25 protein-coding genes are annotated in these 24,419 nt (G+C 72.2%); 14 read left to right on the forward strand and 11 right to left on the reverse strand.

Features of this window, described 5'->3' with window-relative positions:
• Nucleotides 1–34: 34 nt before the first annotated feature.
• The gene (gene holA / locus ACZ466_RS34790) at nt 35–994 is read left to right on the forward strand and encodes a DNA polymerase III subunit delta (protein WP_378288938.1); all 960 of its coding nucleotides are present in this window, start codon (nt 35–37) and stop codon (nt 992–994) included.
• A 337-nt stretch (nt 995–1,331) separates the two neighbouring features.
• Here the strand turns inward: holA and ACZ466_RS34795 are convergent, their stop codons facing one another.
• From ACZ466_RS34795 to rpsT, 3 genes are all read right to left on the reverse strand, one after another.
• Nucleotides 1,332–1,754, reverse strand: a complete 423-nt coding sequence (locus ACZ466_RS34795) for an SRPBCC family protein (protein ID WP_378288936.1) — start codon at nt 1,752–1,754, stop codon at nt 1,332–1,334.
• A 15-nt stretch (nt 1,755–1,769) separates the two neighbouring features.
• Nucleotides 1,770–2,315 (reverse strand): RNA 2'-phosphotransferase, encoded by a 546-nt coding sequence (locus ACZ466_RS34800; RefSeq protein WP_378288934.1) that lies wholly within the window; start codon nt 2,313–2,315, stop codon nt 1,770–1,772.
• A gap of 159 nt (nt 2,316–2,474) precedes the next feature.
• Complete coding sequence (gene rpsT, locus ACZ466_RS34805) at nt 2,475–2,741, reverse strand: 30S ribosomal protein S20 (protein WP_378288932.1); 267 nt, start codon at nt 2,739–2,741, stop codon at nt 2,475–2,477.
• A gap of 252 nt (nt 2,742–2,993) precedes the next feature.
• Between rpsT and lepA the strand changes: the two genes are divergently transcribed.
• Nucleotides 2,994–4,841, forward strand: coding sequence for a translation elongation factor 4 (gene lepA, locus ACZ466_RS34810; protein WP_378288930.1), 1,848 nt, complete (start codon nt 2,994–2,996; stop codon nt 4,839–4,841).
• Nucleotides 4,842–5,093: 252 nt separating this feature from the next.
• Entirely contained in the window at nt 5,094–5,957 is an 864-nt protein-coding gene (locus ACZ466_RS34815) for a Uma2 family endonuclease (RefSeq protein ID WP_378288928.1), read from the forward strand.
• 78 nt (nt 5,958–6,035) lie between these two features.
• Here ACZ466_RS34815 and ACZ466_RS34820 read toward each other — a convergent pair whose 3' ends face one another.
• From ACZ466_RS34820 to ACZ466_RS34830, 3 genes are all read right to left on the reverse strand, one after another.
• A complete protein-coding gene (locus tag ACZ466_RS34820; RefSeq protein ID WP_378288926.1) occupies nt 6,036–6,389 on the reverse strand; it encodes a DUF4870 domain-containing protein in 354 nt (117 codons plus the stop codon).
• 256 nt (nt 6,390–6,645) lie between these two features.
• Entirely contained in the window at nt 6,646–8,046 is a 1,401-nt protein-coding gene (locus ACZ466_RS34825) for a hypothetical protein (RefSeq protein WP_378288924.1), read from the reverse strand.
• Between the two features lie 100 nt (nt 8,047–8,146).
• Complete coding sequence (locus ACZ466_RS34830; protein WP_378288922.1) at nt 8,147–9,067, reverse strand: hypothetical protein; 921 nt, start codon at nt 9,065–9,067, stop codon at nt 8,147–8,149.
• A gap of 131 nt (nt 9,068–9,198) precedes the next feature.
• Between ACZ466_RS34830 and ACZ466_RS34835 the strand changes: the two genes are divergently transcribed.
• Complete coding sequence (locus ACZ466_RS34835; protein WP_378288920.1) at nt 9,199–9,672, forward strand: antitoxin YezG family protein; 474 nt, start codon at nt 9,199–9,201, stop codon at nt 9,670–9,672.
• A gap of 123 nt (nt 9,673–9,795) precedes the next feature.
• Nucleotides 9,796–11,004 carry a radical SAM family heme chaperone HemW gene (gene hemW / locus ACZ466_RS34840; RefSeq protein WP_378288918.1) on the forward strand — a complete coding sequence of 403 codons (1,209 nt, stop codon included), beginning with the start codon at nt 9,796–9,798 and terminating at the stop codon, nt 11,002–11,004.
• 57 nt (nt 11,005–11,061) lie between these two features.
• Here the strand turns inward: hemW and ACZ466_RS34845 are convergent, their stop codons facing one another.
• Complete coding sequence (locus ACZ466_RS34845; RefSeq protein WP_378288916.1) at nt 11,062–11,676, reverse strand: DUF4870 domain-containing protein; 615 nt, start codon at nt 11,674–11,676, stop codon at nt 11,062–11,064.
• Nucleotides 11,677–11,804: 128 nt separating this feature from the next.
• Nucleotides 11,805–12,668 (reverse strand): DUF3097 domain-containing protein, encoded by an 864-nt coding sequence (locus ACZ466_RS34850; protein WP_378288914.1) that lies wholly within the window; start codon nt 12,666–12,668, stop codon nt 11,805–11,807.
• A gap of 118 nt (nt 12,669–12,786) precedes the next feature.
• On the opposite strand from ACZ466_RS34850, the gene hrcA reads away from it, so the two are divergent.
• The 3 genes from hrcA to ACZ466_RS34865 are packed head-to-tail and all read left to right on the forward strand — an operon-like array spanning nt 12,787 to nt 15,714.
• A complete protein-coding gene (gene hrcA, locus ACZ466_RS34855) occupies nt 12,787–13,800 on the forward strand; it encodes a heat-inducible transcriptional repressor HrcA (protein WP_378288912.1) in 1,014 nt (337 codons plus the stop codon).
• Nucleotides 13,801–14,934 carry a molecular chaperone DnaJ gene (gene dnaJ, locus ACZ466_RS34860; protein ID WP_378288910.1) on the forward strand — a complete coding sequence of 378 codons (1,134 nt, stop codon included), beginning with the start codon at nt 13,801–13,803 and terminating at the stop codon, nt 14,932–14,934. It abuts the gene before it with no gap.
• A 48-nt stretch (nt 14,935–14,982) separates the two neighbouring features.
• Complete coding sequence (locus ACZ466_RS34865) at nt 14,983–15,714, forward strand: 16S rRNA (uracil(1498)-N(3))-methyltransferase (RefSeq protein WP_378288908.1); 732 nt, start codon at nt 14,983–14,985, stop codon at nt 15,712–15,714.
• A gap of 67 nt (nt 15,715–15,781) precedes the next feature.
• On the opposite strand, the gene ACZ466_RS34870 is transcribed toward ACZ466_RS34865, so the two are convergent.
• Together ACZ466_RS34870 and ACZ466_RS34875 are read right to left on the reverse strand one after the other, a co-directional pair.
• Nucleotides 15,782–16,447, reverse strand: coding sequence for a hypothetical protein (locus ACZ466_RS34870; RefSeq protein WP_378288906.1), 666 nt, complete (start codon nt 16,445–16,447; stop codon nt 15,782–15,784).
• Nucleotides 16,444–17,031, reverse strand: a complete 588-nt coding sequence (locus tag ACZ466_RS34875; protein WP_378288968.1) for a SigE family RNA polymerase sigma factor — start codon at nt 17,029–17,031, stop codon at nt 16,444–16,446. The genes ACZ466_RS34870 and ACZ466_RS34875 overlap by 4 nt, the downstream gene beginning before the upstream one ends.
• Nucleotides 17,032–17,378: 347 nt before the next feature.
• Here ACZ466_RS34875 and ACZ466_RS34880 point away from each other — a divergent pair, with 347 nt between their 5' ends.
• From ACZ466_RS34880 to ACZ466_RS34900, 5 genes are all read left to right on the forward strand, one after another.
• Complete coding sequence (locus ACZ466_RS34880) at nt 17,379–17,723, forward strand: histidine triad nucleotide-binding protein (protein WP_378288904.1); 345 nt, start codon at nt 17,379–17,381, stop codon at nt 17,721–17,723.
• 220 nt (nt 17,724–17,943) lie between these two features.
• Nucleotides 17,944–19,002, forward strand: a complete 1,059-nt coding sequence (locus ACZ466_RS34885; RefSeq protein WP_378288902.1) for a PhoH family protein — start codon at nt 17,944–17,946, stop codon at nt 19,000–19,002.
• Nucleotides 19,003–19,040: 38 nt separating this feature from the next.
• Entirely contained in the window at nt 19,041–19,520 is a 480-nt protein-coding gene (gene ybeY / locus ACZ466_RS34890) for an rRNA maturation RNase YbeY (RefSeq protein ID WP_378288900.1), read from the forward strand.
• A gap of 64 nt (nt 19,521–19,584) precedes the next feature.
• Nucleotides 19,585–20,892 (forward strand): hemolysin family protein, encoded by a 1,308-nt coding sequence (locus ACZ466_RS34895; RefSeq protein WP_378288898.1) that lies wholly within the window; start codon nt 19,585–19,587, stop codon nt 20,890–20,892.
• A gap of 116 nt (nt 20,893–21,008) precedes the next feature.
• Nucleotides 21,009–21,701, forward strand: a complete 693-nt coding sequence (locus ACZ466_RS34900) for a hypothetical protein (RefSeq protein WP_378288896.1) — start codon at nt 21,009–21,011, stop codon at nt 21,699–21,701.
• 40 nt (nt 21,702–21,741) lie between these two features.
• On the opposite strand, the gene ACZ466_RS34905 is transcribed toward ACZ466_RS34900, so the two are convergent.
• Nucleotides 21,742–22,068: a cytidine deaminase gene (locus ACZ466_RS34905; protein ID WP_378288966.1), complete on the reverse strand. Its 327-nt coding sequence runs from the start codon at nt 22,066–22,068 to the stop codon at nt 21,742–21,744.
• 137 nt (nt 22,069–22,205) lie between these two features.
• Between ACZ466_RS34905 and ACZ466_RS34910 the strand changes: the two genes are divergently transcribed.
• Entirely contained in the window at nt 22,206–24,368 is a 2,163-nt protein-coding gene (locus tag ACZ466_RS34910) for an MMPL family transporter (RefSeq protein ID WP_378288894.1), read from the forward strand.
• Nucleotides 24,369–24,419 lie beyond the last annotated feature (51 nt).

Genomic DNA, 24,419 nt, shown 5'->3' on the forward strand with positions numbered 1-24,419 from the left:
GTGAACAGGGAGCGCGGCGTGGCATGCTGCTGGGGTGCCAGCTGATGCCATCACCCTGATCGTGGGAGACGAAGAACTGCTCGTGGAACGGGCGATCGGTGACATCGTCGCTTCCGCGCGCGCCGAGGACCCCGAGACCGAGGTGATCGACCTGGGGCCGGGCGGGCTCGAACCCGGCCGGCTGGCCGAGCTGACCTCCCCCTCCCTGTTCGGCGGCGGCAAGGTCCTCGTCCTGCGCTCAGGCCAGGACCTGGGTAAGGACCTCACCGCCGAGGTTCTCGCATACGCCAAGCGGCCCGCGGAGGATGTCGCGCTGGTCGCCGTCCACCACGGCGGGGCCAAGGGCAAGGCGCTGGTGGACGGCCTGTCCAAGGCCGGTGCGCGGAAGGTGTCGTGCCCCAAGGTCACCAAGGTGGGGGAGCGGATCGACTTCGTGCGCGGCGAGATCCGGCGCGCCGGAGGGAAGATCTCGCCGGACGGGGCCCGCAGCCTGCTCGACGCTGTGGGCAACGACCTGCGGGAACTGGCCGGTGCCTGCAGCCAGCTGGTCGCCGACACCGGGGGCAAGGTCGACGACGCGGCCGTCGCCCGGTACTACCGGGGGCGGGCCGAGGTCAGCGGGTTCACCGTCGCCGACAAGGCGATCGAGGGGCAACTGGCCGAGGCGCTCGAACAACTGCGCTGGGCATTGGCGACCGGCGTCGCACCGGTGCTGATCGTGAGCGCGCTCGCCCAGGGCGTTCGAGGCCTGGCCAAGGTCGGCGGAGCCCCGCGAGGAGCCCGGGGCGCGGCCCTCGCCAAGGATCTCGGCATGCCGCCCTGGAAGATCGACCGGGTGCAGCGGCAGCTGCGGGGCTGGTCGGGAGACGGCGTGGCCCGCGCCCTCAGCGCCGTCGCCGAGGCGGACGCCCAGGTCAAGGGAGGCGCCGCCGACCCCGCCTACGCCCTGGAGAAAACGGTCGCCGACATCGTCGCCGCCCGCCAATCCCGCTGACCGCCCGCCGACCCCCTCCTACCACTCTCACCCCGTGCCTTCCGGCACCACGTCCACATGCCTTGCGGGCACCAGGTCCGTGTGCCTTCTGGGCGCCACGTCCACATGCCTTCCGGGTGCCACGTCCGTGTGCCTTCTGGGCGCCACGTCCACATGCCTTCCGGGTGCCACGTCTGCGTGCCTGGCGGGCACCAGGTCCGTGTGCCTTGCGGCTGTCAGGTCTGCGTGTCTTGCGGTAGCGCGTGTGCGTGCTTTCCCGGCATCAGGTCTGCGTGCCGTCCGGCACCGTGTGCGTGTGCTTTGCGGTAGCGCGTTCGTGGGGCTTTTTGGGGTGGGGTTACGTTTGGGGGGTGGAGATGGTTTTCAGGCCTTCGGCTTCCATGGTTACGTAGCGGCGGGTCAGGCGGCCGTACAGGAGGCCGATCAAGGGGGCGGCGGGGCCCTTCTGGTCGAGGGTGAGGCGGGCGGAGACCGTGCCGGCGGACTCGGTGAGGATGTGAGCGCCCGTCGTGACCACTCCGGCGCTGCGGGACTCCCAGGTGAAGGCGCGGCCGGGATCGAAGTCGGTGACCGTCCAGACGGCCGCCGGGAGTTTGGGCTGGTGGACTCGGGCCTTCGAGCCCTTTCCGAACGGGCCGTCGTCGAGGCGCTCGACACGGGTGATCGACTCGGTCATCTGAGGCCAGCGTTCGACGTCGACGAGGTGGCCCCAGACCGTCTCGATGGGGGCGTCGATGTCCACGGTGATCTCGAAGCGCATCGCGAGTCCGTTCGTTCAGGGGATGGTGAGGAACTCCGGGGGGACGATGTCGACGAGCCAGACGCCGTTGGTGCTGACGCGGAACTCGTGGCCCGCGGCGGCCATGCCCGCGGCGTCGATCGTGAGGATGACCGGCCGGCCGCGGCGGGCGCCGACGCGGGTCGCGGTCTCCCGGTCGGGGGAGAGGTGGACGGCGTGGCGGCGCATCGGGCGCAGGCCGTCGCGGCGGATCTCGGACAGCGCGGGCCCCGCCGTGCCGTGGTACAGGACGGGCGGCGGCTCCGTCACCGGAAGACCGAGGTCGACCGGGATCGAGTGGCCCTGGTTCGCGCGGATCCGTTCGCCGGTGTCGTCGAAGGCGAAGCGCCGCTTGTCGTTGGCCGCCACGACATGGTCGAGCTCGTCCCGGGTGATGGGGAAGCGGTGCGCGGCGGCCGCCCGGAGCAGGTCGTCGACGTCGGTCCAACCGGCCGGATCGAGAGTGAGTCCTATGCGCTCGGGCTGGTGCCGCAGGTGTTTGGAGAGGTACTTGGAGACCTTCACCAGGCGGCGCTCGTCCATGGTGATGACCGTAGCCGTAAAGGGCCCCGCGAGCAGTTCATTTACGCGGCGACCCATGGCCGCTGATCCGGCGCGGAATTGAGTCCGGGCGGGGACGAAGAGCAGCACTGTGGGCCGGGGTCGCTTTCAGGGGCGGCCCCGGCCGTACAGGAGTCTGTCTCAGGCCTGGAGCGCGGCGGCGCGCTTGGCGATCGCCGACTTGCGGTTGGCGGCCTGGTTCTTGTGGATGACGCCCTTGCTGACCGCCTTGTCGAGCTTGCGGGCGGCGTCGCGCTGGGCGACCACGGCCTTCTCGACCTCGCCGGCGTCGGCGGCCTCGCGGAACTTGCGGATCGCCGTCTTCAGCTCGGACTTGACGGCCTTGTTGCGCAGGCGGGCCTTCTCGTTCTGCTTGTTGCGCTTGATCTGGGACTTGATGTTAGCCACGTCGTAGTGCCTCAGCCTTGGTTGCGATCCTCGCCTGCCGCGCAGCGGGCGGCAGGCTCCAACGTTCGATAGACGGGGCGACGGTGCCCCGAGGCACGACGGTACGCCACACGCAGTCGCACAGCCTACCAATCACGCGGCACGGGCCCAAACCCGCCCGCGTACGGAGCATCGAGCCGGGCATGGGACCATGGGATACGGCTGACCATGCCATCGTTCCCTGTCCACCAGTGAGTTTGCGAACGGACCCCGGTGCCAGCGCCTGAGCCCAACAAGACCGACCCCGCGATCATCCGCAACTTCTGCATCATCGCGCACATCGACCATGGCAAGTCGACGCTCGCCGACCGGATGCTGCAGCTCACGGGGGTCGTCGAGGAACGGCAGATGCGCGCGCAGTACCTCGACCGCATGGACATCGAGCGCGAGCGCGGGATCACGATCAAGAGCCAGGCCGTGCGGCTCCCCTGGACCGGCGCGGACGGTACGGACTTCGTCCTCAACCTGATCGACACCCCCGGGCACGTCGACTTCTCCTACGAGGTGTCGCGCTCGCTGGCGGCGTGCGAGGGCGCGGTGCTGCTGGTGGACGCGGCGCAGGGCATCGAGGCGCAGACCCTGGCCAACCTGTACCTGGCGATCGAGGCCGACCTGCACCTGATCCCGGTGCTGAACAAGATCGACCTGCCCGCGGCGCAGCCCGACAAGTACGCCGAGGAGCTGGCCGGGATCATCGGCTGCGACCCCTCGGACGTGCTGCGCGTGTCCGGCAAGACCGGGGAGGGCGTCCCCGAGCTGCTCAACCGGATCGTCGAGACGGTGCCGGCCCCGGTCGGCGACCCCGACGGCCCGGCCCGCGCGCTGATCTTCGACTCGGTCTACGACACCTACCGCGGCGTGGTCACCTACGTGCGGATCATGGACGGGCATCTGTCCCGGCGCGAGAAGAGCCTGATGATGTCCACGGGCGCCGCGCACGAGACGCTGGAGGTCGGGGTGATCTCGCCCGAGCCCAAGCCGGTGGCGGGCCTGGGCGTCGGCGAGGTCGGCTACCTGATCACGGGGGTGAAGGACGTCCGGCAGGCGCGGGTCGGCGACACCGTGACCCTCGCCTCGCGGGCGGCGCCCGAGGCGCTGGGCGGTTACCAGGACCCCAAGCCGATGGTGTTCTCCGGCCTGTACCCGATGGACGGCGACCAGTACCCCGAGCTGCGGGACGCCCTCGACAAGCTGCGGCTGAACGACGCCGCGCTGATCTACGAGCCGGAGACCTCGGCCGCGCTGGGCTTCGGGTTCCGCTGCGGCTTCCTCGGGCTGCTGCACATGGAGATCGTCCGGGAGCGGCTGGAGCGCGAGTTCGGCCTGTCGCTGATCTCGACCGCGCCGAACGTGGTCTACCGGGTGGTCATGGAGGACGGCACCGAGCACGTCGTCACCAACCCGAGCGAGTTCCCCGAGGGCAAGATCGGCACGGTGTACGAGCCGGTGGTCAAGGCGACGCTGCTGTCCCCCAGCGAGCACATCGGCGCGATCATGGAGCTGTGCCAGGGGCGCCGGGGCGTGCTGCTGGGCATGGACTACCTGTCGGAGGACCGGGTCGAGATCCGCTACACGCTGCCCCTCGCGGAGATCATCTTCGACTTCTTCGACCAGCTGAAGTCGCGCACGCGGGGCTACGCCTCGCTCGACTACGAGCCCAGCGGCGAGCAGGAGTCCGACCTGGTCAAGGTCGACATCCTGCTGCAGGGCGAGTCGGTGGACGCCTTCAGCCAGATCGTCCACCGCGACAAGTCCCGCGAGTACGGGCTGATGATGACCTCCAAGCTCAAGGAACTGATCCCGCGGCAGCAGTACGAGGTGCCGATCCAGGCCGCCATCGGCGCCCGGATCATCGCCCGCGAGAACATCCGCGCCATCCGCAAGGACGTCCTGGCCAAGTGCTACGGCGGCGACATCTCCCGTAAGCGCAAGCTCCTGGAGAGGCAGAAGGAGGGCAAGAAGCGGATGAAGACGATCGGCCGGGTCGACGTGCCGCAGGAGGCCTTCGTCGCCGCCCTGTCCACCGGCGAGGCGTCCCCGGCGGACAAGGGCAAGAAGTAGGACGACCGCCCCCCGGCACCGGGCTGTGCGGGGGCACCCGGATGCCTGTTTGAACGGTTTGGGCCGTTTGCGCGATTCTTGGGTTTTGGCGGGCGTGTAGGGGTTTGTAGGTCTTTGCTGCCGGTGGCCCATTCCCCTTGTCTCCGGTCTTTTCGCTGGTCAGACAAGGTGGACGTGGGTGGGTGCGTGGCTGTTTCCCTTGAATTGGCAAAGTGACGGTGACCTTGTGTCCACGGGAGGACACTGGGAGTCGTGAACCACACGTTGCTGCATCAGGTTCTCGTGGCCGCCCTGGTAGTGCCGGTGGGGCTGGCGGAGAAGGCGGATCAGAGGTCGGCGACGGGTGCCGGGCTGCGGCTCGGCGAGGGCACCTGGGCGCGCTGTGATCTCGCGGTGTTCCGGAAGGACCGTGCCGGGGCGTCGGCGTGCTCGGTGCTGGGGCCGCCGCTGCTGGCCGTCGAGGTGACCTCGGACATCTCGCGCGCGATCGATCTCGGACCCAAGAAGGCCCTGTACGAGCGGTTCGGAGTGCCCTCGTACTGGGTGGTGGACGTCCGCGACGACGAGCCCGAGGTCGTGGTGTTCGAGCTGGGCGACGACGCCCGGTACGCCGAGGAGGCCCGTGTCGCGTGGGGCGAGACCCGCACGCTGACCCGCCCGTTCCCGATCTCCATCGCCCCCGACCAGATCTTCGCCCGGCTGCCGCGCCGGGTCGCCCCCAGGAGGATGATCGCCTTGTCCGAGCAGGTGACGACGCACGCCGCGGGCCCCGACCTGCCGGGCAGCGAGGAGCCGATCCTCATCGACTCCTTCGGGCGGCGCTGGCCGACCGGCGCGGAGAAGGTCGAGCTCTGGGACGGCTGCCCGGTCTTCTACGGCGCCTGGGACGAGCGGGACGTGGAGATCGCGGCCCGGGCCTATCCGGGCCGCGTCGTGCGCCTCGACCAGCCGCCGGGCGAGCCGGGCACGATGACGGTCCTGCCCGGCCCCGCGCGCCGTCCGGGGCCCGAAGGGCGCGGGCGCGACGTGGAGGAGGAGTGCCGGGACGTCGAGGAGCACGCCCTGGACGACGGCGAGGACAGGTCGCGCCGTCCCGTCGAGGTCGAGGCGTCCTGAGGCCGCGTTCCTCTGAGCTGCCTGAGAGCGCTCGCCCCTGCCCGCCTGGGCAGGGGCGTGTGCGGCCCGGCTAAGGGGTCACCTGGTCTTGAACAGGGGCCAGGCCACCACGGACGGGACAGGGCGGAACTCGCCCCGGTTGGCCGCCCTGGCCGCGAACACCAGGAAGAACATGACGGCGGCGGTGAACACCAGCGGCAGCCAGATGAACGGCTCGAAGACCAGGGAGAGCAGCCCTCCGAGGATCCACACGGCGATGGCGGCGAGGCCCATGTTGAGGCCCTGCGCGGCGTGGCGGCGGACGAAGGCCGAGCGGCCCTTGCCGAAGAAGACGACCGCGGGAGCGATCGCGCCCACCAGGAACTGGCCGACGTAGGCCATCAGGGCCCAGGTCTTGTCGTCGTGACTCACCTGGCCGTAGTGCCCCTGCATGGGGGGCGTGCCTCCAGGAGGCGGCTGCTGCCAGCCTGGTTGCTGACCGTAGCCGGGCGACGGGGGAGGCCCGTAGGCCATGGCGCGTGTCCTCTCCGAGTCCGCTTGGCGTTGCGGAACGCTCTGGCTCTGAATTGAGACCTTTGGTGAATTCTATGACTCCCCGGAGGCGCCGGAAGTTCACCCTTTCCGATCGGTCTCGATCGACTTCGGCGAACGCCTGCCGGTTTCGTCGGCTTTGCTGATTCTTGGGGTTTCACCTTCGCCAGAGCGTCGCCACCGGGGTCTGCGGGGTCAGGGTGACGGATCCGTTCCAGGTGATGGCCGATGGCCGGGGAAGGTAGGTCCTGCCGAGGAAGAAGCCCCGGTGGAGTGCGGTGACCGTGGCCGGGGCGCCGTTGTCGCCCAGGCCCACGGGCTGCCGGACGGCCTCGATGCCCGCGATGTCGTCCACGGTGGTGCCCGCGGGCAGTTCGATCGTGGTGGCGGCGGGTCCGTCGCGTTCGATCGACCAGGTGCGTTCACCGTGGTCGGAACGGTAGAGGCGGGAGGTGTCGTCCTTGAGCCGCACGCCGAGGGTCACCCCTGGGGCCGAGCCCCAACCCTGGGTCGGGCCACCGGTCTTCTTGGCCAGCTCCACGAACAGGTAGGTGCGCGGGTTTCCGACCTCGCGGGTGTCCGGGTCCGAGGGCTTCTCCACGCGTCCCTCGCGCAGCATCTCCTGGGCCATGACGCGGTACGTCCAGGGCTCGCGGTCCATGACGACCTCGCGTGCGCGGTCGGCGGGGCGCGTCCTGGAGGCGTCGGGCAGGAACCGCAGGGGCGCCCCGGGCGAGATGACATCGCACATGTTGTTGTTGGACGTGCAGGTCTGCAGGACGGGATGGTCGCCCTCGTAGCGTCCGGTGAACTTCAGCGTCAGGTGCTGGGGCCCCTGGTAGACGCCGGTCCCTTCGACCCTGCGGCCGGTCTCGTCCACCTCGACCCGGTAGACCCACTCCACGTCGGTCGTGCGCCCCCACCTGGCCATCAGGGCGGGGCTGTCGGTGCCGCCGTCCTCGTTGCTCCACACCACCGAGTACTCCAGGACGCGGTGGCCTGCCGTGGCCGCGGGCCGTGACTCGTGCCAGGCGATGAGCGGGGTGTCGGTGCGGACGTTCTGGTAAGGGTCGCCGAAGGGCCACCCGGTTCGTCCCACGACGACGGGGGCGTGCCGGAGGGCGGTCTGGTCGGCCGTGGGCATGTGCACCTTCGGCCGTGCGAGGGTGACGCGCCGTGCGGCGGGCGCGCTGGCGTTGAGGAACCGCAGGGTCACCCGGTGCTCGCCCTGCCGCACGTGGCCGAGCCCGAGGCTTCGCGGGACCGCCTCGAGGCCGGGGACGACGAGATCGGTGACATGGCGGCCGTCCACGTCGATCGCCAGGACGGCCGATTCGGCGCCCTGGCGGGCCCAGGAGACGGCGGGAGCGGCCGCGGCGAACCGGATGACCGCCTCACCGTCCCGGGCCGCCGTGAACGGAATGGTGCGTGCGGGGCCGTCGCGTTCGACGACGAGGGTGCCCGGAGCGGAGGCGAGGGCGGGGGAGTGGACGAGCAGGGGCACGCCGCCGGCGACGAGGAGGGCGAGGGCGGCGGTGTCACGCGCACGGGCTCTCATGGGCCGCGAACCTAAGGACCCAGGATTGCGGTCAGGTGACGAACGGGTCCCTCGTGGGTGTCGGGGCCGTGGCGTCGCCTGGGGGCGTCCGGGGATGGCGTTAGCGGTTCAGGAACCAGAACGCCGGAGTGCTGGGGAAACTCAGCGACGCACCGGTGAAGCGCTCCTCGGGATTCGCCGGGCCGCCGCCGTTGCCGGCGGTGGCGGCGTCCGGACGGTGCAGGGTCAATCCCATGGCGGGGACGTGGAAGCCGTAACGGCCCTTGGGAGCGACGTCATGGCCGAGGCCGCGGAACAACGCGACGACATCGTCGGCGGGTTCGTTCAGGAGGTCGATGCCGTCCAGCCGTAGCCGCAGTTCCGGGTTGCCGCTCCAGCCCGGGCCCAGGGAGCCGTGGATCTCGGCTATCCGCTCGGTGTCGTCCTCCAGGCACAGCGTGGAGACGTGGAGACCGCCCCGGCCGATACGGACGCTGCGGTGGTCGGTGTACCCGCAGAGGAAGGACGCCTTGGGCGCAGGGGTGCCGCACTGTTCGGACACGGCGTTCAGGGTCGTCCACGCGTCGGAGGCCAGCGTCGAGAAGAGGAGGTGGGCGTTCGGGAGCACGGCGCCGCGTCCAGGCTCCAGGGTCACCACGAAGGGCGGCACCTTGCCCGGGAACCGTGCGGGGTCGGGGTCTCCCAGCGTCACCAGGCCTTCCCAGGAGGTGGGGTCGTCCACCGCGAACCATGCGATCTGCGCCTCCGCGCCCAGTTCGAGGAAGGTCTGGTCGGTGAGCGCCCGTCCGATGTGGTCGCGCAGGGTTTCGGCCGTCTCTCCCAGGCGGTGCCGCCACCACGGGGGTTCGGGGTCGCGTTCGGCCCGCCCTGGAGGCTGCCAGGAGACGCCCGGTCCGCTCAGGGGGAAGTGCTGTTCGCCCTCGTGCTGGTCGACGACCGTGTAGCCCCAGCCCTCCGGCTCGCCGTACAGCAGCACGCGCGTGGGCACCCGCCCGTACTTCACCGCCCCCTGATCAGCCACCCGGCGACCCTATCCGTCCAAAAGACCTTGCCGGAGCCAAGGTTCGCCACGACACGGCGGCGGTCGCTTGGCGCGGGACCCCGGATCGGTACGGTCGGGGCAGTGGCCACTATGGTTCCGGAGGTTCGATCGTGACCCACTCCGAGCAGGTGCTGCGCTCTCCCAAGGAGCGGGCAGCGGTGAACGGCGCCGTCCGCGCGCTGCGCTCGGCCGCCCCCAGCGGGTGGGAACGGCTCGGATTCGAGTTCCGCGCGACCGTGGGCATCGACAGCGCCTCGTTCGAGGTGGTCGGCGCGGGGGGCGAGAGCCGCGCCGCCATGCCGCCGGGCCAGGCGGTCGGCAGGATGGACGAGCTGCGCCGCGTGATGTACCGGCGGGGGCAGGGCGCGTGGTTCACCGCGCGGCTGGACATCGAGCGCGGCGGCCGGTTCAGCGCCGAGTTCGACTACGACGGCGAACCCGAGTTCAGACCGCCTCTGACCCCGTCCGCCTACGCCCTCGACCTCGAACGCTTCCCCCGTTCGGAGGAGCACATCCCCGGCTGGCTCCGCGACAAGCTGGGCGAGGGCGCCCACGGCATCACGACCCTCAGGCCACGCCGCTAACGGCAGAAGCGCCCGCCCCCGGGGCCGCCGGCCGGGCGCTGTGTATCCCTGGGCCCTGGTCGGCTCGCCTTGGACGCGGCGGCGCGGGACGGAGCAGGGCGTCGGGCGGGGCAGACTTGAAGGGTGCCCTCTACCCTGCCCGACGGTGACCCGGTACCCGCCGATGGTGCGCTGCCCCTGAGCGCCCTGGACGGGCTGGGGAAGCGGCCGTTCGCCTTCTACGTGCACGTCCCGTTCTGCGTGACGCGGTGCGGCTACTGCGACTTCAACACCTACACCGCCACAGAGCTCGGCCCCGGGGCGAGCCGTGACTCCTATGCCGAGACGGCGATCGAGGAGGTACGGCTGGCCCGCCGTGTGCTGGGCGACGCGGACCTGCCCGTGGAAACGGTGTTCGTGGGGGGAGGCACACCCACCCTGCTGCCTCCCGAAGACCTGGGGCGGATCCTCGGGGCCATCGACGCCGAGTTCGGCCTGGCCGGGAACGCCGAGATCACCACGGAGGCCAACCCGGAATCGGTGGACGACCGCTACCTGGAACGCCTGCGGGAGAACGGGTTCACGCGCGTCTCGTACGGCATGCAAAGCGCGCGCGAGCACGTGCTGGCCGTCCTGGACCGCACCCACACCCCGGGCCGGATCCCCCAGGTCGTCGACTGGACGCGCAAGGCCGGCTTCGAGCACATCAACCTGGACCTGATCTATGGCACTCCGGGTGAGAGCGATGACGACTGGCGGGCCTCCCTGGAGGCGGCGCTGGCGGCAGGCCCCGACCACGTGTCCGCCTACGCGCTGATCGTGGAGGAGGGGACCCGCCTGGCCGCGCAGGTGCGGAGGGGGGAACTGACCCCGCCCGATGACGACGCGATGGCCGACCGCTACCTCATGGCAGACGAACTGCTGTCCGCCCAGGGGCTGAGCTGGTACGAGATCTCCAACTGGGCCGCGACCCCGGACGCCGCCTGCCGCCACAACCTCCTCTACTGGACCGGCGCCGACTGGTGGGGCGTCGGGCCCGGCGCGCACAGCCACGTGGGCGGCACCCGCTGGTGGAACGTCAAGCATCCCGCCGCGTACGCCGCCCGGCTGGCCGAGAAGGTCACGCCCGCGCACGCCCGCGAGGTCCTGGACGACGATGACCGGCACATCGAGCGCGTCATGCTGGAACTGCGGCTGGCCGAGGGCTGCCCGGCCGGCCTGCTGGACGACGCGGCGGTACGGCGCGCCATCGCCGACGGCCTCGTCGAGCCCGGCCCGTACGAGCGGGGCCGCGCCGTCCTCACCCTGCGCGGCCGCCTGCTCGCCGACGCCGTCGTCCGCGACCTCACCTGACCGGCCGCGCCGGGCCGGGCCGGGCCGGGCCGGGGCGTGCCCGACCAGGTCCGCGGCCTACTTGATCATGGGCCAGGCCATGATGGTCGGGAAGGTGTACCACTCGCCGCGGTTGCCCGCCACGGCGGCCAGGATCAGGTAGACGATCTGCGCCACGCCCAGCGCCAGCGTCGGGATGAGCCAGATCCCGAGCGTGACCACGCTCAGCACCAGGTTGACGATCAGGTAGACGGTCTGGCTGATCGCCAGGTTGAGGCCCTGGGCGCCGTGGTGGCGCAGGAACGCCGACTCGTCCTTCTTGATCAGGAAGAGCAGCAGCGGGGCGATGAACCCCAGCAGGAACTGCCCCAGATGGCCCATGAGGGCCCAGGTGCGCTCGTCGGACGTCGCGCCCTGCCCATAGGGGGCGCCGTAGGGCTGCATCTGGCCGCCGTAGGCCGGGGCCTGACCGTACCCCGGAGCCTGCCCGTAGGCCCCGTAGCCGGGGTCGTGACCGGCCTGTCCGTACCCGGGCGCCTGACCGTACCCGGGCTGCTGGCCTTGGCCGGGGTTCTGCCCCCCGGCGCCCTGCCCGTACGGGTCCTGCCCGTAGGGATCGTGCCCGTGCGGGGCTTGACCGTGGCCCGGCTGCTGCTGTCCGTACCCTGGCTGTTCCGGAGGCCCGTACGACATCGCGTTCTCCTCGTGGGGGTCGCTGACGGAGGCGATCGATCTAAGGCGCGGGGACTGATCGGGCAGTTGGCGATATGGAGATAGATAGGTGCCGCCACCCCTTGGATGGCGCGGTGCGGTCAGGAGGTTCAGGGCTCCGGCGCGGTGACGAAGTCGATGAGCTCTTCGACACGGCCCAGGAGGGAGGGTTCCAGGTCGGTGTAGGTGGCGACCGATCCGAGGATCCGTTTCCATCCGGCACGCACGTCGTCCCCCCAGCCGAGCGCGGTGAGCACACCTTCTTTCCAGGGTACGCCGCGGGGGACGCGCGGCCACGCGGAAATTCCCACCGTCGAAGGCTTGACGGCCTCCCAGATGTCGATGAAGGGGTGGCCCGTGATGAGCACGTGGGGCGAGGACACCTGAGCGGCGATGCGGCTCTCCTTGGAGCCCTCGACGAGGTGGTCGACCAGCACCCCCAGGCGGCGTCCCGGGCCCGGCGCGAACTCGTCCACGATGGCCGGGAGGTCGTCGACGCCCTCCAGGTACTCCACGACGACGCCTTCCACGCGCAGGTCGTGGCCCCAGATCTTCTCGACGAGCTCCGCGTCGTGGACGCCCTCGACGTAGATGCGGCTCTCCTTGGCGACCTGTGCGCGCAGGCCCCGCACGGCGATCGACCCGGACGCCGACCGCACCGGCCGACCCTGGCCGCCGCCGGCTCCACCCGCGCCGCCCGGGGACCCCGGCGCCGCTCCGGTGGGACGGACGAGCGTCACCGGCCGGCCGTCGATGAGGAACCCCGCCTTGGCGAGCGGGAACACGCGCCGCTTGCCGAAACGGTCCTCGAGCGTGACGCCGAACTTGTCGCATCCGACCACGGCGCCGCAGAATCCGCTGTCCGGGTCCTCGGCGACCAGGCCGTTCTCGGCCGGGATCTCCGGGATGGTCCCCTTGCGGGGCCGCCGCCAGTCGCCCGCCAGAACGTCGTCGCCGTAGTCCTTGCTCTGCACGTTCAGGACTCTAACGAGAGCCCGGGCGGTCCGGCATCTCCGAATGCGGCTCGCCTGGCCGTACACTTGGCACTCGGAAGTATGGAGTGCCAGTACCGGGGGCAGAGGAGGTGACCACGTGCTCGACGACAGGAAACTCGCGGTCCTGCGGGCCATAGTCGAGGACTACGTGTCCACCAACGAGCCGGTCGGGTCCAAGACGCTGGTCGACCGGCACAACCTCGGCGTGTCCCCGGCGACGATCCGCAACGACATGGCGGTGCTGGAGGAGCAGGGCTACATCCACCAGCCGCACACCAGCGCGGGCCGCGTCCCGACCGACAAGGGCTACCGGCTGTTCGTCGACCGGCTGTCGACGATCAAGCCGCTGTCGGGCGCGGAGCGCCGCGCGATCGAGACCTTCCTCACCGGCGCCTACGACCTCGACGACGTGGTCGGCCGCACGGTGCGGCTGCTGGCCCAGCTCACCCGGCAGGTCGCGGTGGTGCAGTACCCCTCGCTCACCCGCTCGTCGGTCCGGCACGTCGAACTGGTCCCGGTGGCCGACCACCGGCTGCTGCTGGTCCTGATCACCAACACCGGGCGGGTCGAGCAGCGCTTGATCGAGGCGCCCGCGCAGCTGTCCGAGGAATCGATCGGGCACCTGCGGGCGTTGCTCAACACATGCCTGGACGGGTGCGGGCTCGGCGAGGTCCCGGCCGCGGTGGCCGACCTGCCGGACCGGGTGCAGCCCGAGGACCGGCCGGTGACGGCCGCCGTGCTCTCGGTGCTGCTGGAGACGCTGGTGGAGAAGCACGATGAGAAGATCGTCTTCGCCGGCGCGGCCAACCTGGCGGCGGTGGACTTCTCGCAGAGCCTGCGCGAGGTGCTCGAGGCGCTGGAGGAGCAGGTGGTCCTGATGAGGCTGCTCGGGGAGACGGGCGACTCCTCTACAGTTACGGTGCGGATCGGCACCGAGAACCCCGACGAGGGGCTCCGATCGACCTCGGTGGTCGTCGCCGATTACGGGGTCGGCGACATGACCCTGGCCCGGCTGGGAGTGCTCGGGCCTACACGCATGGACTACCCCGGCACGATGGGAGCGGTACGGGCAGTGGCACGCTACGTCGGACAGATCCTGGCGGGGTCGTAAGTGGCCAACGACTACTACGCGACCCTCGGCGTCCGCCGCGACGCCAGCCCGGACGAGGTCAAGAAGGCCTACCGCCGGCTGGCCCGGGAGCTTCACCCGGACGTGAACCCGGACCCGGAGACCCAGGAGCGGTTCAAGGAGATCACCCAGGCCTACGAGGTGCTCTCCGACCCGAAGAAGCGCGAGATGTACGACCTGGGCGCCGACCCGTTCGCACCGGGCGGCGCGGGCGCCGGGGCGGGCGGCTTCGGCGGCGCCGGATTCCCGTTCAGCGACATCATGGACGCCTTCTTCGGCAGCGCGGCCTCCCGCGGGCCGCGCACCCGCGCCCGCCGCGGCCGCAACGCGACGCTGCGGGTGGAGCTCGGCCTGGACGAGACCGCGTTCGGCACCACCCGCGAGCTGTCCATCGACACGGCGGTGGCGTGCACCACCTGCAGTGGCTCGGGCTGCGCGCCCGGCACCCACCCGGACACCTGCGACACCTGCCACGGGCGGGGTGAGGTGCAGCAGGTGCAGCGCTCGTTCCTGGGCCAGGTCATGACGGCCCGGCCGTGCCCGCAGTGCGGCGGCTTCGGCAGCGTGATCCGCACCCCGTGCCAGGAGTGCTCGGGGGACGGCCGGGTCCGCACCCGCCGCACCGTCAAGGTCAAGATCCCGGCGGGCGTGGAGAACGGCATCCACATCCAGCTGGCCGGCGAGGGCGAGGTCGGCCCGGGCGGCGGCCCGCCCGGCGACCTGTTCCTGGAGATCGTGGAGAAGCCGCACGCGATCTTCGAGCGGGAGGGCGACGACCTGCACTGCACGGTCGAGATCCCGATGACGGCCGCGGCGCTGGGCACCAGCGTCACCGTCGAGACGCTGGACGGCGCCGAGGACGTCGACATCAAGCCGGCCACCCAGTCCGGCCAGGTGATCAGGCTGTACGGGCGCGGCGTCCGGCATCTCAACGAGAGCGGCCGCGGCGACCTGCACATCCATGTCAACGTCGAGACCCCGGGCAAGCTCGACGAGGAGCAGGAGGAGCTCCTGCGCCGCCTGGCGCAGCTGCGCGGCGAGGAGCGCCCGCCCGGCAAGTTCGCACCGGGGCAGCGGAGCGTGTTCTCCAGGCTCCGGGACGTCTTCAACCAGTAGGAGCGCGGTGCGGCCGGCGGCGGCCGCACCGGACGCCAGGAGATGCCGATGAGTCCGCCGGTGTTCCTCGCCGAGACCGCCGGTCTGGAGGGGGAGCGGGTCGTCCTGGACGGCCCCGAGGGGCGGCACGCCGCCACCGTGAAGCGGCTGCGGCCCGGCGAGCGCGTCGACCTGACCGACGGCGCCGGGCTGCTGGCCGAGTGCGTCGTCGTCACGGCCGACCGGTCGTCGCTGACCCTGGACGTGCTGGCCCGCGAGCGGCGCCCGGCGCCCGAGCCGCGGCTGGTGGTCGTCCAGGCGCTGCCCAAGGGGGAGCGCGGCGAGCTGGCGGTGGAGACGATGACCGAGGCGGGCGTGGACGAGATCGTCCCGTGGGCGGCGGCCCGCTGCGTCACCCAGTGGCGTCCCGAGCGCCGCGAGAAGGCGCTGGGCCGCTGGCGGTCCGCCGCGCGGGAGGCCGCCAAGCAGGCCCGCCGCAGCCGCCTGCCGGAGGTCGCGGAGCTCGCCACGACCGACCGGGTCGCCGGACGGCTCGCGGCGGCGTCCGCCGCGCTGGTCCTGCACGAGGAGGCGGAGGGGCCGCTCAGCGCGGTCAGGCCGCCGGCCACCGGGGAGATCATCGCGGTGGTCGGGCCGGAGGGCGGGATCACCGAGGAGGAGCTGGCGGCGTTCGCGGCGGCGGGCGCCCGCACGGTGCGCCTGGGCCCGACGGTGCTGCGGACCTCCACGGCGGGCGTCGCCGCCCTGTCAGTCCTCATGGCGGCCACCGGCCGCTGGTAGACACACGGACCGGCCGCGCGGGGCGTGGGACCGGGCCGGTGTCTCACCGGCCCGTGCGGCGGCGGGGTTACTGGGCGGAGGAGCCCTCGGACTGGGCCGGGACGGGCTGCTCCTCGCTGATCGGCGGGTCGCTCGGGGTCGTCGGGCCCGGGTCGGTCGAACCGGTGTCGGACGGCGACGGCGACGGCGACGGGGACGTCGAGGGGCCCGGGCACGCCGAGGGCGGCGTGCCGCCGCCGGACCCGCCGCTCGGGGCGGGGCTCGGGGTGCCGGCCGTGCTCGGGGCCGGGGTCGTGCCGGCGCAGGCGGGGGAGCCGGGCGACGCGGCGGGCGACGGCGTGCCGGTCTCGCTCGGGTCGCCGCTCTCGCTGGGGACGGCGGAGGCGGGCGGCTGCGCGTTGGGCGGGACGCCCTGCGGACCGGTGGGATCGCCGTCGGAGCTGTTGTGCCGCCCCTTCTCGGAGGTGCCGTTGCTGCCCGCCGACTGGATGAGGTCGATCGTCTGCGGAGCGGTGACGCCGATGCCGGCGATGAGGACGGCGACGGCCACGGCCAGCACGGGGCGGGCCCAGATCGCCGTGAACCAGTCCCAGCCGAACCTGTGCTGCGCGCGATCGTCGATACGGCTCCGGATCTTCTCCAGGCCGTCGGCCGAGGGTATGACCCCCGCCGCCTCCGCGTGCAGGGCGCGGCGGAGGATCTCGCCGTGCTCGTCGTGGGGGTCGGTGGTCATGTGAACTGCTCCAGGATGTTGCGTAGCGCGGCCATGCCGCGTGCCGTATGGCTCTTGACGGCACCTCGGGAGATGCCCATCGTCTGGGCGATCTCCGCTTCGGACAGATCGGCGTAGTATCGCAGCACCAGCGCCTCGCGCTGCCGGGTGGGCAGCCTGTGCAGCGCCTGGATCACCGCGGAGCGCTCGAGCTCCCCGATGGCGCCCGCCTCCGCGCTCGGCGCGTCCGGCAGGCCCTTGGGGGCGTACTTCTCGACGACGGCGCGGTGCCGCAGCACCGACCGCGACCGGTTGACCACCGACTGCCGCAGGTAGGACAGGGCCTTGTCGGGATCGCGGAGGCGCCGCCATCCGCCGTGCATGGCCACGAACGCGTCCTGGACGACCTCCTCGGCCGTCCCGGCGTCGCGCACCAGCATGGCGGCGAGGCGTACCAGCGATCGGTAGTTGGCACTGTAGAGCGCGGTCACGGCCTGGTCCGCGTCCCAGGCCACGGCCACCGCCCCGGCCGTGCCCCTGGCCACGAGGGTCTCGGTCACGTCAGTGGGACGCCCACCCTCGTCGTCGGGTTTACGAAAGGGCATCGTCTGTCTTGCCTCGGTCACCTATACGCCACCGTACGAAAGGGCATGCTGTACTGCTCTCGCCTCAGTCACCTGTCCGCCGCCTTCAACCGACCCCGGCCGCGTTGTCGGACGATCGCCCCGACTGCGGCGTGGAGCGGCGAACCGACCGGTCGGAAGGCGAGGCACGCTACTGACGGGCCGGAGGTACGCCTGGGCTGACAACCATAATCCAGCGGCCGGACCGAATGGGTCTGAAACCGCCCAGAGGTTGATCAGTGCGAGCCGATTCTCAGCGGGGCTCCGCGGGCCATGGGACGGCCGGTCTCGATAGGATCTCCGGCACCATGGCCGGCGGGAGGAGAGCGATGACGGACTGCCTGTTCTGCAAGATCGTTTCGGGGGACGTGCCCGCCAAGATCGTGCGCGAGTCGGCGGGGACGGTCGCGTTCCGCGACATCAACCCGCAGGCGCCCACGCACGTGCTGGTCATCCCGCGTGAGCACCACCCGACCGTGGGCGAGCTGGCCGCCGCCGACCCCGAGCTGCTGGCCGAGCTGCTGGGGGAGGCCCGCCAGGTCGCCGAGGACGAGGGCGTGGCGGAGGGCGGCTACCGCATCGTCTTCAACACCGGTCCCCAGGCCGGGCAGACCGTCTTCCACGTGCACGCGCACGTCCTGGGCGGCCGTGGCCTGAACTGGCCGCCCGGCTGACCGCCCGCCGGGGCGGGCCGCGCCGACCGGCGCCCGGAACGCTCCACCGCGCCGTCCCGCGCCCGATCTCCGCCCCGCCGTTTCGCGGGTGGCGTACGGGGGCGGGCGAGCGGAAATACAGCGGCGCTCCGTCGCGGGCGGCCAGTACCATTGGAAGGGACACAGGCAGGAGACATCCGGACGAGAGAAGGCAGGTCGGAGAGGCCGTAAGGCCCGGCTGATGGTCGAATCAACTCACGCGGGACGCGCCGACGCCGGCGCGCGGTCCCAGATCAAGATCGTGGTGCCGGACGACCATTCGATGGTGAGCCTGCTGGGCTCCCGGGATGAGTTGCTCCACGTCATCGAGCGCGCTTTCCACAGCGACATCCATGTCCGGGGCAACGAGATCACCGTGACCGGCCCCGAGTCCGAGTCCGAGCTGGTGTCCAGCCTCTTCTCCGAGCTGATCGACCTGCTCAGGAGCGGGACGCAGCTGACCCCCGACGCCGTGGAGCGCAGCCTGGCGATGTTGCGGAACCAGACCGAGGAGCGCCCGGCCGAGGTGCTGACCCTGGACGTGCTGTCCAGCCGGGGCCGCACCATCCGGCCCAAGACGCTCAACCAGAAGCGGTACGTCGACGCGATCGACAAGCACACGATCGTGTTCGGCATCGGCCCCGCCGGCACCGGCAAGACCTACCTGGCCATGGCCAAGGCGGTCAAGGCGCTGCAGGACAAGCAGGTCAACCGGATCATCCTGACCCGGCCGGCGGTCGAGGCGGGGGAGCGGCTGGGGTTCCTGCCCGGCACGCTCTACGAGAAGATCGACCCCTACCTGCGGCCGCTGTACGACGCGCTGCACGACATGGTCGACCCCGACTCGATCCCGCGCCTGATGGCGGCCGGCACCATCGAGGTGGCCCCGCTGGCGTACATGCGCGGCAGGACGCTGAACGACTCCTTCATCATCCTGGACGAGGCGCAGAACACCTCGCCGGAGCAGATGAAGATGTTCCTGACCCGGCTGGGCTTCGGCTCCAAGGTCGTGGTGACCGGCGACGTCACCCAGGTCGACCTGCCGGGCGGGCAGCAGAGCGGGCTGCGGGTGGTGCAGGACATCCTCGAGGGCGTGGAGGACATCCACTTCTGCCGGCTGAACAGCCACGACGTCGTCCGGCACAAGCTGGTCACCAACATCGTCGACGCCTACAGCCGCTACGACGCGTCCAGGGAGTCCAGCGTCCCCGCGATCAAGCAGGGCGCGCGCGGCCCGTCGTCCCGCAAGCGGGGCCGCTAGATGGCCGGGGAGCCGGGTCCGGGGCGGGGGCGCGGCCGGTGAGCATCGAGGTGCTGAACGAGTCGGGCGTCGAGGTCGACGAGAACGCCCTGTCCGCGCTGGCCCGGCACGTCCTGGACGGGATGCGCGTGCACCCGCTGGCCGAGCTGTCGGTGCTGCTGGTCGACGAGACCGCGATGAGCGAGCTGCACGAGAAGTGGATGGGCGAGCCCGGCCCGACCGACGTGCTGGCCTTCCCGATGGACGAGCTGCGGCCCGGCCACATGTCCGGCGGCGCCGACGAGGACGGCGAGACCGATCCGGGGCTGCTGGGCGACGTGGTGCTGTGCCCCGCGGTCGCCGATCGGCAGGCCGGTCAGGCCGGCCACGGGCGGGGCGAGGAGCTGGAGCTGCTGTGCACGCACGGCATCCTGCACCTGCTGGGCTATGACCACGCCGAGCCCGAGGAGCACAAGGAGATGTTCGGCCTGCAGGCCGACCTGCTGAACGCCTGGCAGGAGAAACGCGGCCGGCGATGATCCCCTCCCGTCGCCGCGTCCGGTCCCCCCGGCCCCTCCCGTCCGGCGGGGAGGCGGGGCAGGCATGAGTTCCGCTCAGGGGTGGCTGCTGGCGCTGGCCGTGGCGCTGGTGTGCACGGCCGGGCTGCTGGCGGGCACCGAGGCGGCGCTGGCGCGGGTGTCGCGGGTGCGCGTCGAGGAGCTGGTGCGCGAGGAGCGGCGCGGCGCGGCCCGGCTGGCCGCGGTCGTGGCCGACCCGGCCCGCTACCTCAACATGGTGCTGCTGCTGCGGATCAGCTGCGAGCTGGTCGCCACGGTGATCGTGGCCGATCTGTGCATCTCGTGGCTGGACGAGACGTGGCGGGCCTACGTCACCGCCGCCGCGATCATGATCGTGGTGAGCTATGTGGTGGTCGGGGTGGGCCCGCGGACCCTGGGCCTGCAGCACGCCGACCGGATCGCGCTGGCCGGCGCGGCGGTGATCCATCCGGTGACCCGGGTGTTCGGCCCGCTGCCGCGGCTGCTGATCCTGCTCGGCAACGCGCTCACCCCGGGCAAGGGGTTCCGCGAGGGGCCGTTCGCGTCCGAGGCCGAGCTGCGCGACCTGGTCGACCTGGCCGAGCAGCGCAGCCTGATCGAGCCGGACGAGCGGGAGATGATCCACTCGGTGTTCGAGCTGGGCGACACCCTGGTCCGCGAGGTCATGGTGCCGCGCACCGACATCGTGTTCATCGAGCGCGGCAAGACGCTGCGGCAGGCCCTGACGCTGGCGCTGCGCAGCGGGTTCTCCCGGATCCCGGTGGTGGGCGAGAACGAGGACGACGTGGTCGGCATCGCCTACCTCAAGGACGTGGTGCGGCGCGGCCACGAGCACCGCGAGGGCGAGTCGGTGGAGACCGTCGAGTCGGTGATGCGCCCGGCGACCTACGTTCCCGACAGCAAGCCGATCGACGAGCTGCTGCGGGAGATGCAGGCCCGGCAGATCCACCTGGCCGTGGTGATCGACGAGTACGGCGGCACCGCCGGGCTGGTCACCATCGAGGACATCCTCGAGGAGATCGTGGGCGAGATCGCCGACGAGTACGACGTGGAGACCCCGCGGGTGGAGTGGCTGGACGAGTCCACCGCCCGGGTCACCGCCCGGCTGCCGGTGGAGGACCTCGCCGAGCTGTTCGAGGTGGGGATCGAGGTGGAGGAGGTCGAGACGGTGGGCGGGCTGCTGGCGCACGCCCTCGGCCGTGTCCCGATCGAGGGTTCCACAGCGACGGTGGCCGGGCTGTCGCTGAAGGCCGAGAGCATCGCGGGCCGCCGCAACCGGATCGGCACGGTCCTGGTGCACCGGCTTCCCGAGCCGTCCGAGCAGGAGGCCGAGGCCCACCAGGCCGCCGGCTGACCGGGGCGCGGCCGGCTGGGACGCTCGGTGGCCGGCGGAGGCGGCGCTTGCTCTCCGGGGTTGGTTCGTTACTTTCCGGGAATGATGGTGGGTGTTGAGTACGTTCGGGGGCACCCATGTCGCGCTTCGTTCACGGGCCGGTGTGTGTCGCCGGGGTCGCCCTGGTGGCGGTCGCGGGGTGCGGCGGGGGGTTGACGCCGGCCGAGCCGCTGGCACCGCCCGGCAGGCCGACGGGTGAGCCGTCCGGACGTCTGGCTGGGGCCTCGCTGCTGGCGCCTGCCGACGTTCAGGGGGAGGGGTTCCTGCCCGCGGAGCGGCAGGACGTGTTCACCGGGCTGCGGCCGCACGACCCCGCGTGCGCGCGGATGCTGGCGCTCGCCGACGTGCGGCGCCCGGACGATACCCGCGGCGCGCCCCGGGGACTGGCGGTGTTCTACCGGTCGCAGCCGCCCGCGACGATGGCCGAGCACCTGGTGAGGCTCCCGCCCGGCGCGGCCGGACGGTACATCACACGGGTCCGGGCGGCGGTGGCCGGGTGTCCGAGGATCCGGATGCTTGTCGGGCCGCGCGAGGCGGTCCTCGACCGGGCCCGCGCGCGGCGTCCCGCCGGGGTGCGCGACGCCGTCGCCGTCACCTATGCCGGTCGTGGTCGCGGGGGCATCGATCTCGCGATGTTCTGGGCGCGTTCCCGGGACGACCTGCTCGTGGTCGCGGCGGCGGGTGAGGCCGTCGCCGGTCCGTCGATGCAGAGGATCGCGGCGCGCGCCGTCCACAGGCTCCAGGACGAACACGCCCGCCCCGGACGCTGAGCCGGGGCGTCATGAGCCGGGGCGTCATGAGCCGGGGGCATCAGGTGAGCGTGGTGCGGAGGGAGCCGTCCGGGGCGGCCACCAGGATGGCGGCCTTGGCGCCCAGGTCGCGCACGGCGGAGACGTCGCCGGGGCGGGCGGTGTCGGCGGCGGTGACCACCGCGGCGGCCTCCAGGTCCTCGGCGCCGCTGGAGACGGCCATCGCCACCGCCACCTGGAGGGCGGTCAGCTTCAGGGACGGCAGTTCGACGGTCGTCGCCGAGTAGGTGCGGCCGTTCTCGTCGCGTACCGCGGCCCCCTCGGCGGCGCCCGCGCGGGCGCGGGCGGACCGGGCCAGGGTGATGATCTTGGCGTCCTCGGGGTTCATGTCGCTCACGGTCAAAGCCTAGAGGGTGACCTGCGCGGCGGCGGGCCGCGGGCGGCGTCGCAAGCGGGCGGCAAGCGGCCGCCAAGCGGTGCGGGCGAGGCTCGGTGCGTCAACGGAGCACTGCCATGGGGGACGAGATGTCTCGTTTGCTTTACCGCCTGGGAAGGGCCGCGGCGCGGCGGCCCTGGCGGTTCATCGCGGTCTGGGTGCTGGTGGTGGCCGCGATCGGGGGCGCCGCGGGCGTCGCCGGGGGTTCGCTGCACGACGACTACACCCTGGCCGGGACGGGCTCGCAGCGCGCCGCCGATCTCCTGAAGGAGCGGTTCCCGGCGCTGTCGGGCGCGGACGCGCGGGTGGTCGTCCACGCCCGGGACGGGGGCGCGCTGGACCAGGCGGGGCTGGCGGCGGCGCGGCAGCGGCTGGGCGCGCTGCCGCACGTCAGCGCCGTCGACCCGGTGCGGCCGAGCCGGGACGGGGCGACCGCGCTGATCACGGTCCGGTACGACGTGCCGGTCACCGACCTGGCGCCCGGCGAGACCCTCGACCGTCTGCGGGAGGCCACCCGCGGCCTGACGGCGGCGGGGGAGCAGGTGGAGTTCGGCGGGCAGGTGCCGGAGAACGTGACGGCGCCCGGCGGTGTCGCCGAGGCGGTCGGCGTCGTGGCGGCCCTGGTGATCCTGCTGCTGGCGTTCGGGTCGGTGGTCGCGGCCGGGCTGCCCCTCGCGGTGGCGCTGGCGGGGCTGGGCGCCGGCGTCTCGGGGATCTTCGTCCTGGCCGCGTTCGCGAACGTGGCGACGACGGCGCCGACGCTGGCGATGATGACCGGCCTCGGCGTCGGGATCGACTACGCCCTGTTCATCCTCACCCGGCATCGCGAGGGGCTGGCCGAGGGGCTGGAGGTCGCCGAGGCGGCCGGCCGCGCCAACGCCACCGCCGGGCTGTCGGTGCTCTTCGCCGGGTTCACCGTGCTGCTGGCGCTGTGCGGGCTGGTGCTGTCGCGCGTCCCGGTGTTCATGACCATGGGCTTCGCCACCGGGATCGTGGTGGCGGCGACCGTGGCGAGTGCGGTGACGCTGCTGCCGGCCGTGCTGGGCCTGGCGGGACGGCGGGTGCTGCGCCGCCGCGACCGGGCCGAGGGCGCCACGATCGGGGCGGAGTCGCCGCGGGTGCGGCGCTGGGCCGAGCATGTCGGGCGCCGCCCGTGGCCGTGGCTGCTGGCCGCGCTCGTGCTGATGCTGACGCTGGCCGCCCCGGCGCTGGGCATGCGGACCTGGCCGAGCGACGCCAGCAGCGAGCCGGCGTCCAACACCGTGCGGCAGGCCTACGACCTGGTGGAGGAGTCGTACGGGGCGGGCGCCAACGGGCCGCTGCTGGTCGCGGTGGACCTGCGCGTGTCGCCCGACGCCGAGGGGCTGCGGGCGCGGCTCGCCGCGGCCGGCGGGGTCGTGTCGGTGGCGCCGCCGCAGGTGTCGCCGGACCGCGGCGCCGCGGTGCTGGTGGTCACGCCGGAGTACGGCCCGCAGGACGAGCGCGCCACCGAGCTCGTCGACCGGCTGCGCGCGGAGGTGCTGCCGCCGGGGGCCGAGATCACCGGGCTGACCGCCGCGTACGTCGATCTCAGCCGGATCCTGGACGAGCGGCTGTGGCCGGTGATCGGGGCCGTGGTCGCCACCTCGTTCCTCATGCTGATGATCGTCTTCAGGTCGCTGCTGGCGCCGTTGAAGGCCGCCGCGATGAACCTGCTGTCGATCGGCGCGGCCTACGGCGTGCTGACCGCGGTGTTCCAGTGGGGGTGGGGCGCGGAGCTGCTCGGCCTGCCGCACAGCGTGCCGGTGTCCAGCTTCATCGTGCTGCTGATGTTCGCGGTGCTGTTCGGGGTGTCGATGGACTACGAGGTGTTCCTGCTGTCGCGGGTGCGGGAGGAGTGGCTGCGGACGGGGGACGCGCGCGGCTCGGTGTCGACCGGGCTGGCCGTCACCGGGCGGGTGATCACCAGCGCGGCGCTGATCATGGTGGCGGTGTTCCTCGGATTCGCGATGGATCCCGGGCTGGTGATCAAGCAGATGGGCGTCGGGCTGGCGGTGGCGGTCGCGCTGGACGCGACCGTGGTGCGGCTGGTGCTCGTGCCGGCGACGATGGCGCTGCTGGGACGGGCGAACTGGTGGCTGCCGGGCCCCCTCGACCGGCTGCTTCCTTCGTTCGATCCGCACGGCGCGGACGGCCCCGCGTACGCGGCCTCCCGCGAGGCCGAGGGCGGCGCGTCCGCGGAGCCGGGCGAGCGCGAGCTCGGCCGCGTCTGACCCGCGAGCCGAGCCCGGACCCGCCTGACCTGCGGCGGAGCGCGGCGCCGT

Source organism: Actinomadura rugatobispora, from assembly GCF_055379765.1.

Excerpts from the sequence above, each read along its gene's own strand:
- ACZ466_RS34795 (WP_378288936.1), bottom strand. The coding sequence starts at position 1,754 with ATGCGCTTCGAGATCACCGTGGACATCGACGCCCCCATCGAGACGGTC.
- ACZ466_RS34800 (WP_378288934.1), bottom strand. The coding sequence starts at position 2,315 with ATGGACGAGCGCCGCCTGGTGAAGGTCTCCAAGTACCTCTCCAAACAC.
- ACZ466_RS34820 (WP_378288926.1), bottom strand. The coding sequence starts at position 6,389 with ATGCAGGGGCACTACGGCCAGGTGAGTCACGACGACAAGACCTGGGCC.
- ACZ466_RS34825 (WP_378288924.1), bottom strand. The coding sequence starts at position 8,046 with ATGAGAGCCCGTGCGCGTGACACCGCCGCCCTCGCCCTCCTCGTCGCC.
- ACZ466_RS34845 (WP_378288916.1), bottom strand. The coding sequence starts at position 11,676 with ATGTCGTACGGGCCTCCGGAACAGCCAGGGTACGGACAGCAGCAGCCG.
- ACZ466_RS34865 (WP_378288908.1), top strand. The coding sequence starts at position 14,983 with ATGAGTCCGCCGGTGTTCCTCGCCGAGACCGCCGGTCTGGAGGGGGAG.
- ACZ466_RS34870 (WP_378288906.1), bottom strand. The coding sequence starts at position 16,447 with ATGACCACCGACCCCCACGACGAGCACGGCGAGATCCTCCGCCGCGCC.
- ACZ466_RS34875 (WP_378288968.1), bottom strand. The coding sequence starts at position 17,031 with ATGCCCTTTCGTAAACCCGACGACGAGGGTGGGCGTCCCACTGACGTG.
- ACZ466_RS34880 (WP_378288904.1), top strand. The coding sequence starts at position 17,379 with ATGACGGACTGCCTGTTCTGCAAGATCGTTTCGGGGGACGTGCCCGCC.
- ACZ466_RS34885 (WP_378288902.1), top strand. The coding sequence starts at position 17,944 with ATGGTCGAATCAACTCACGCGGGACGCGCCGACGCCGGCGCGCGGTCC.
- ACZ466_RS34895 (WP_378288898.1), top strand. The coding sequence starts at position 19,585 with ATGAGTTCCGCTCAGGGGTGGCTGCTGGCGCTGGCCGTGGCGCTGGTG.
- ACZ466_RS34900 (WP_378288896.1), top strand. The coding sequence starts at position 21,009 with ATGTCGCGCTTCGTTCACGGGCCGGTGTGTGTCGCCGGGGTCGCCCTG.
- ACZ466_RS34905 (WP_378288966.1), bottom strand. The coding sequence starts at position 22,068 with ATGAACCCCGAGGACGCCAAGATCATCACCCTGGCCCGGTCCGCCCGC.
- ACZ466_RS34910 (WP_378288894.1), top strand. The coding sequence starts at position 22,206 with ATGTCTCGTTTGCTTTACCGCCTGGGAAGGGCCGCGGCGCGGCGGCCC.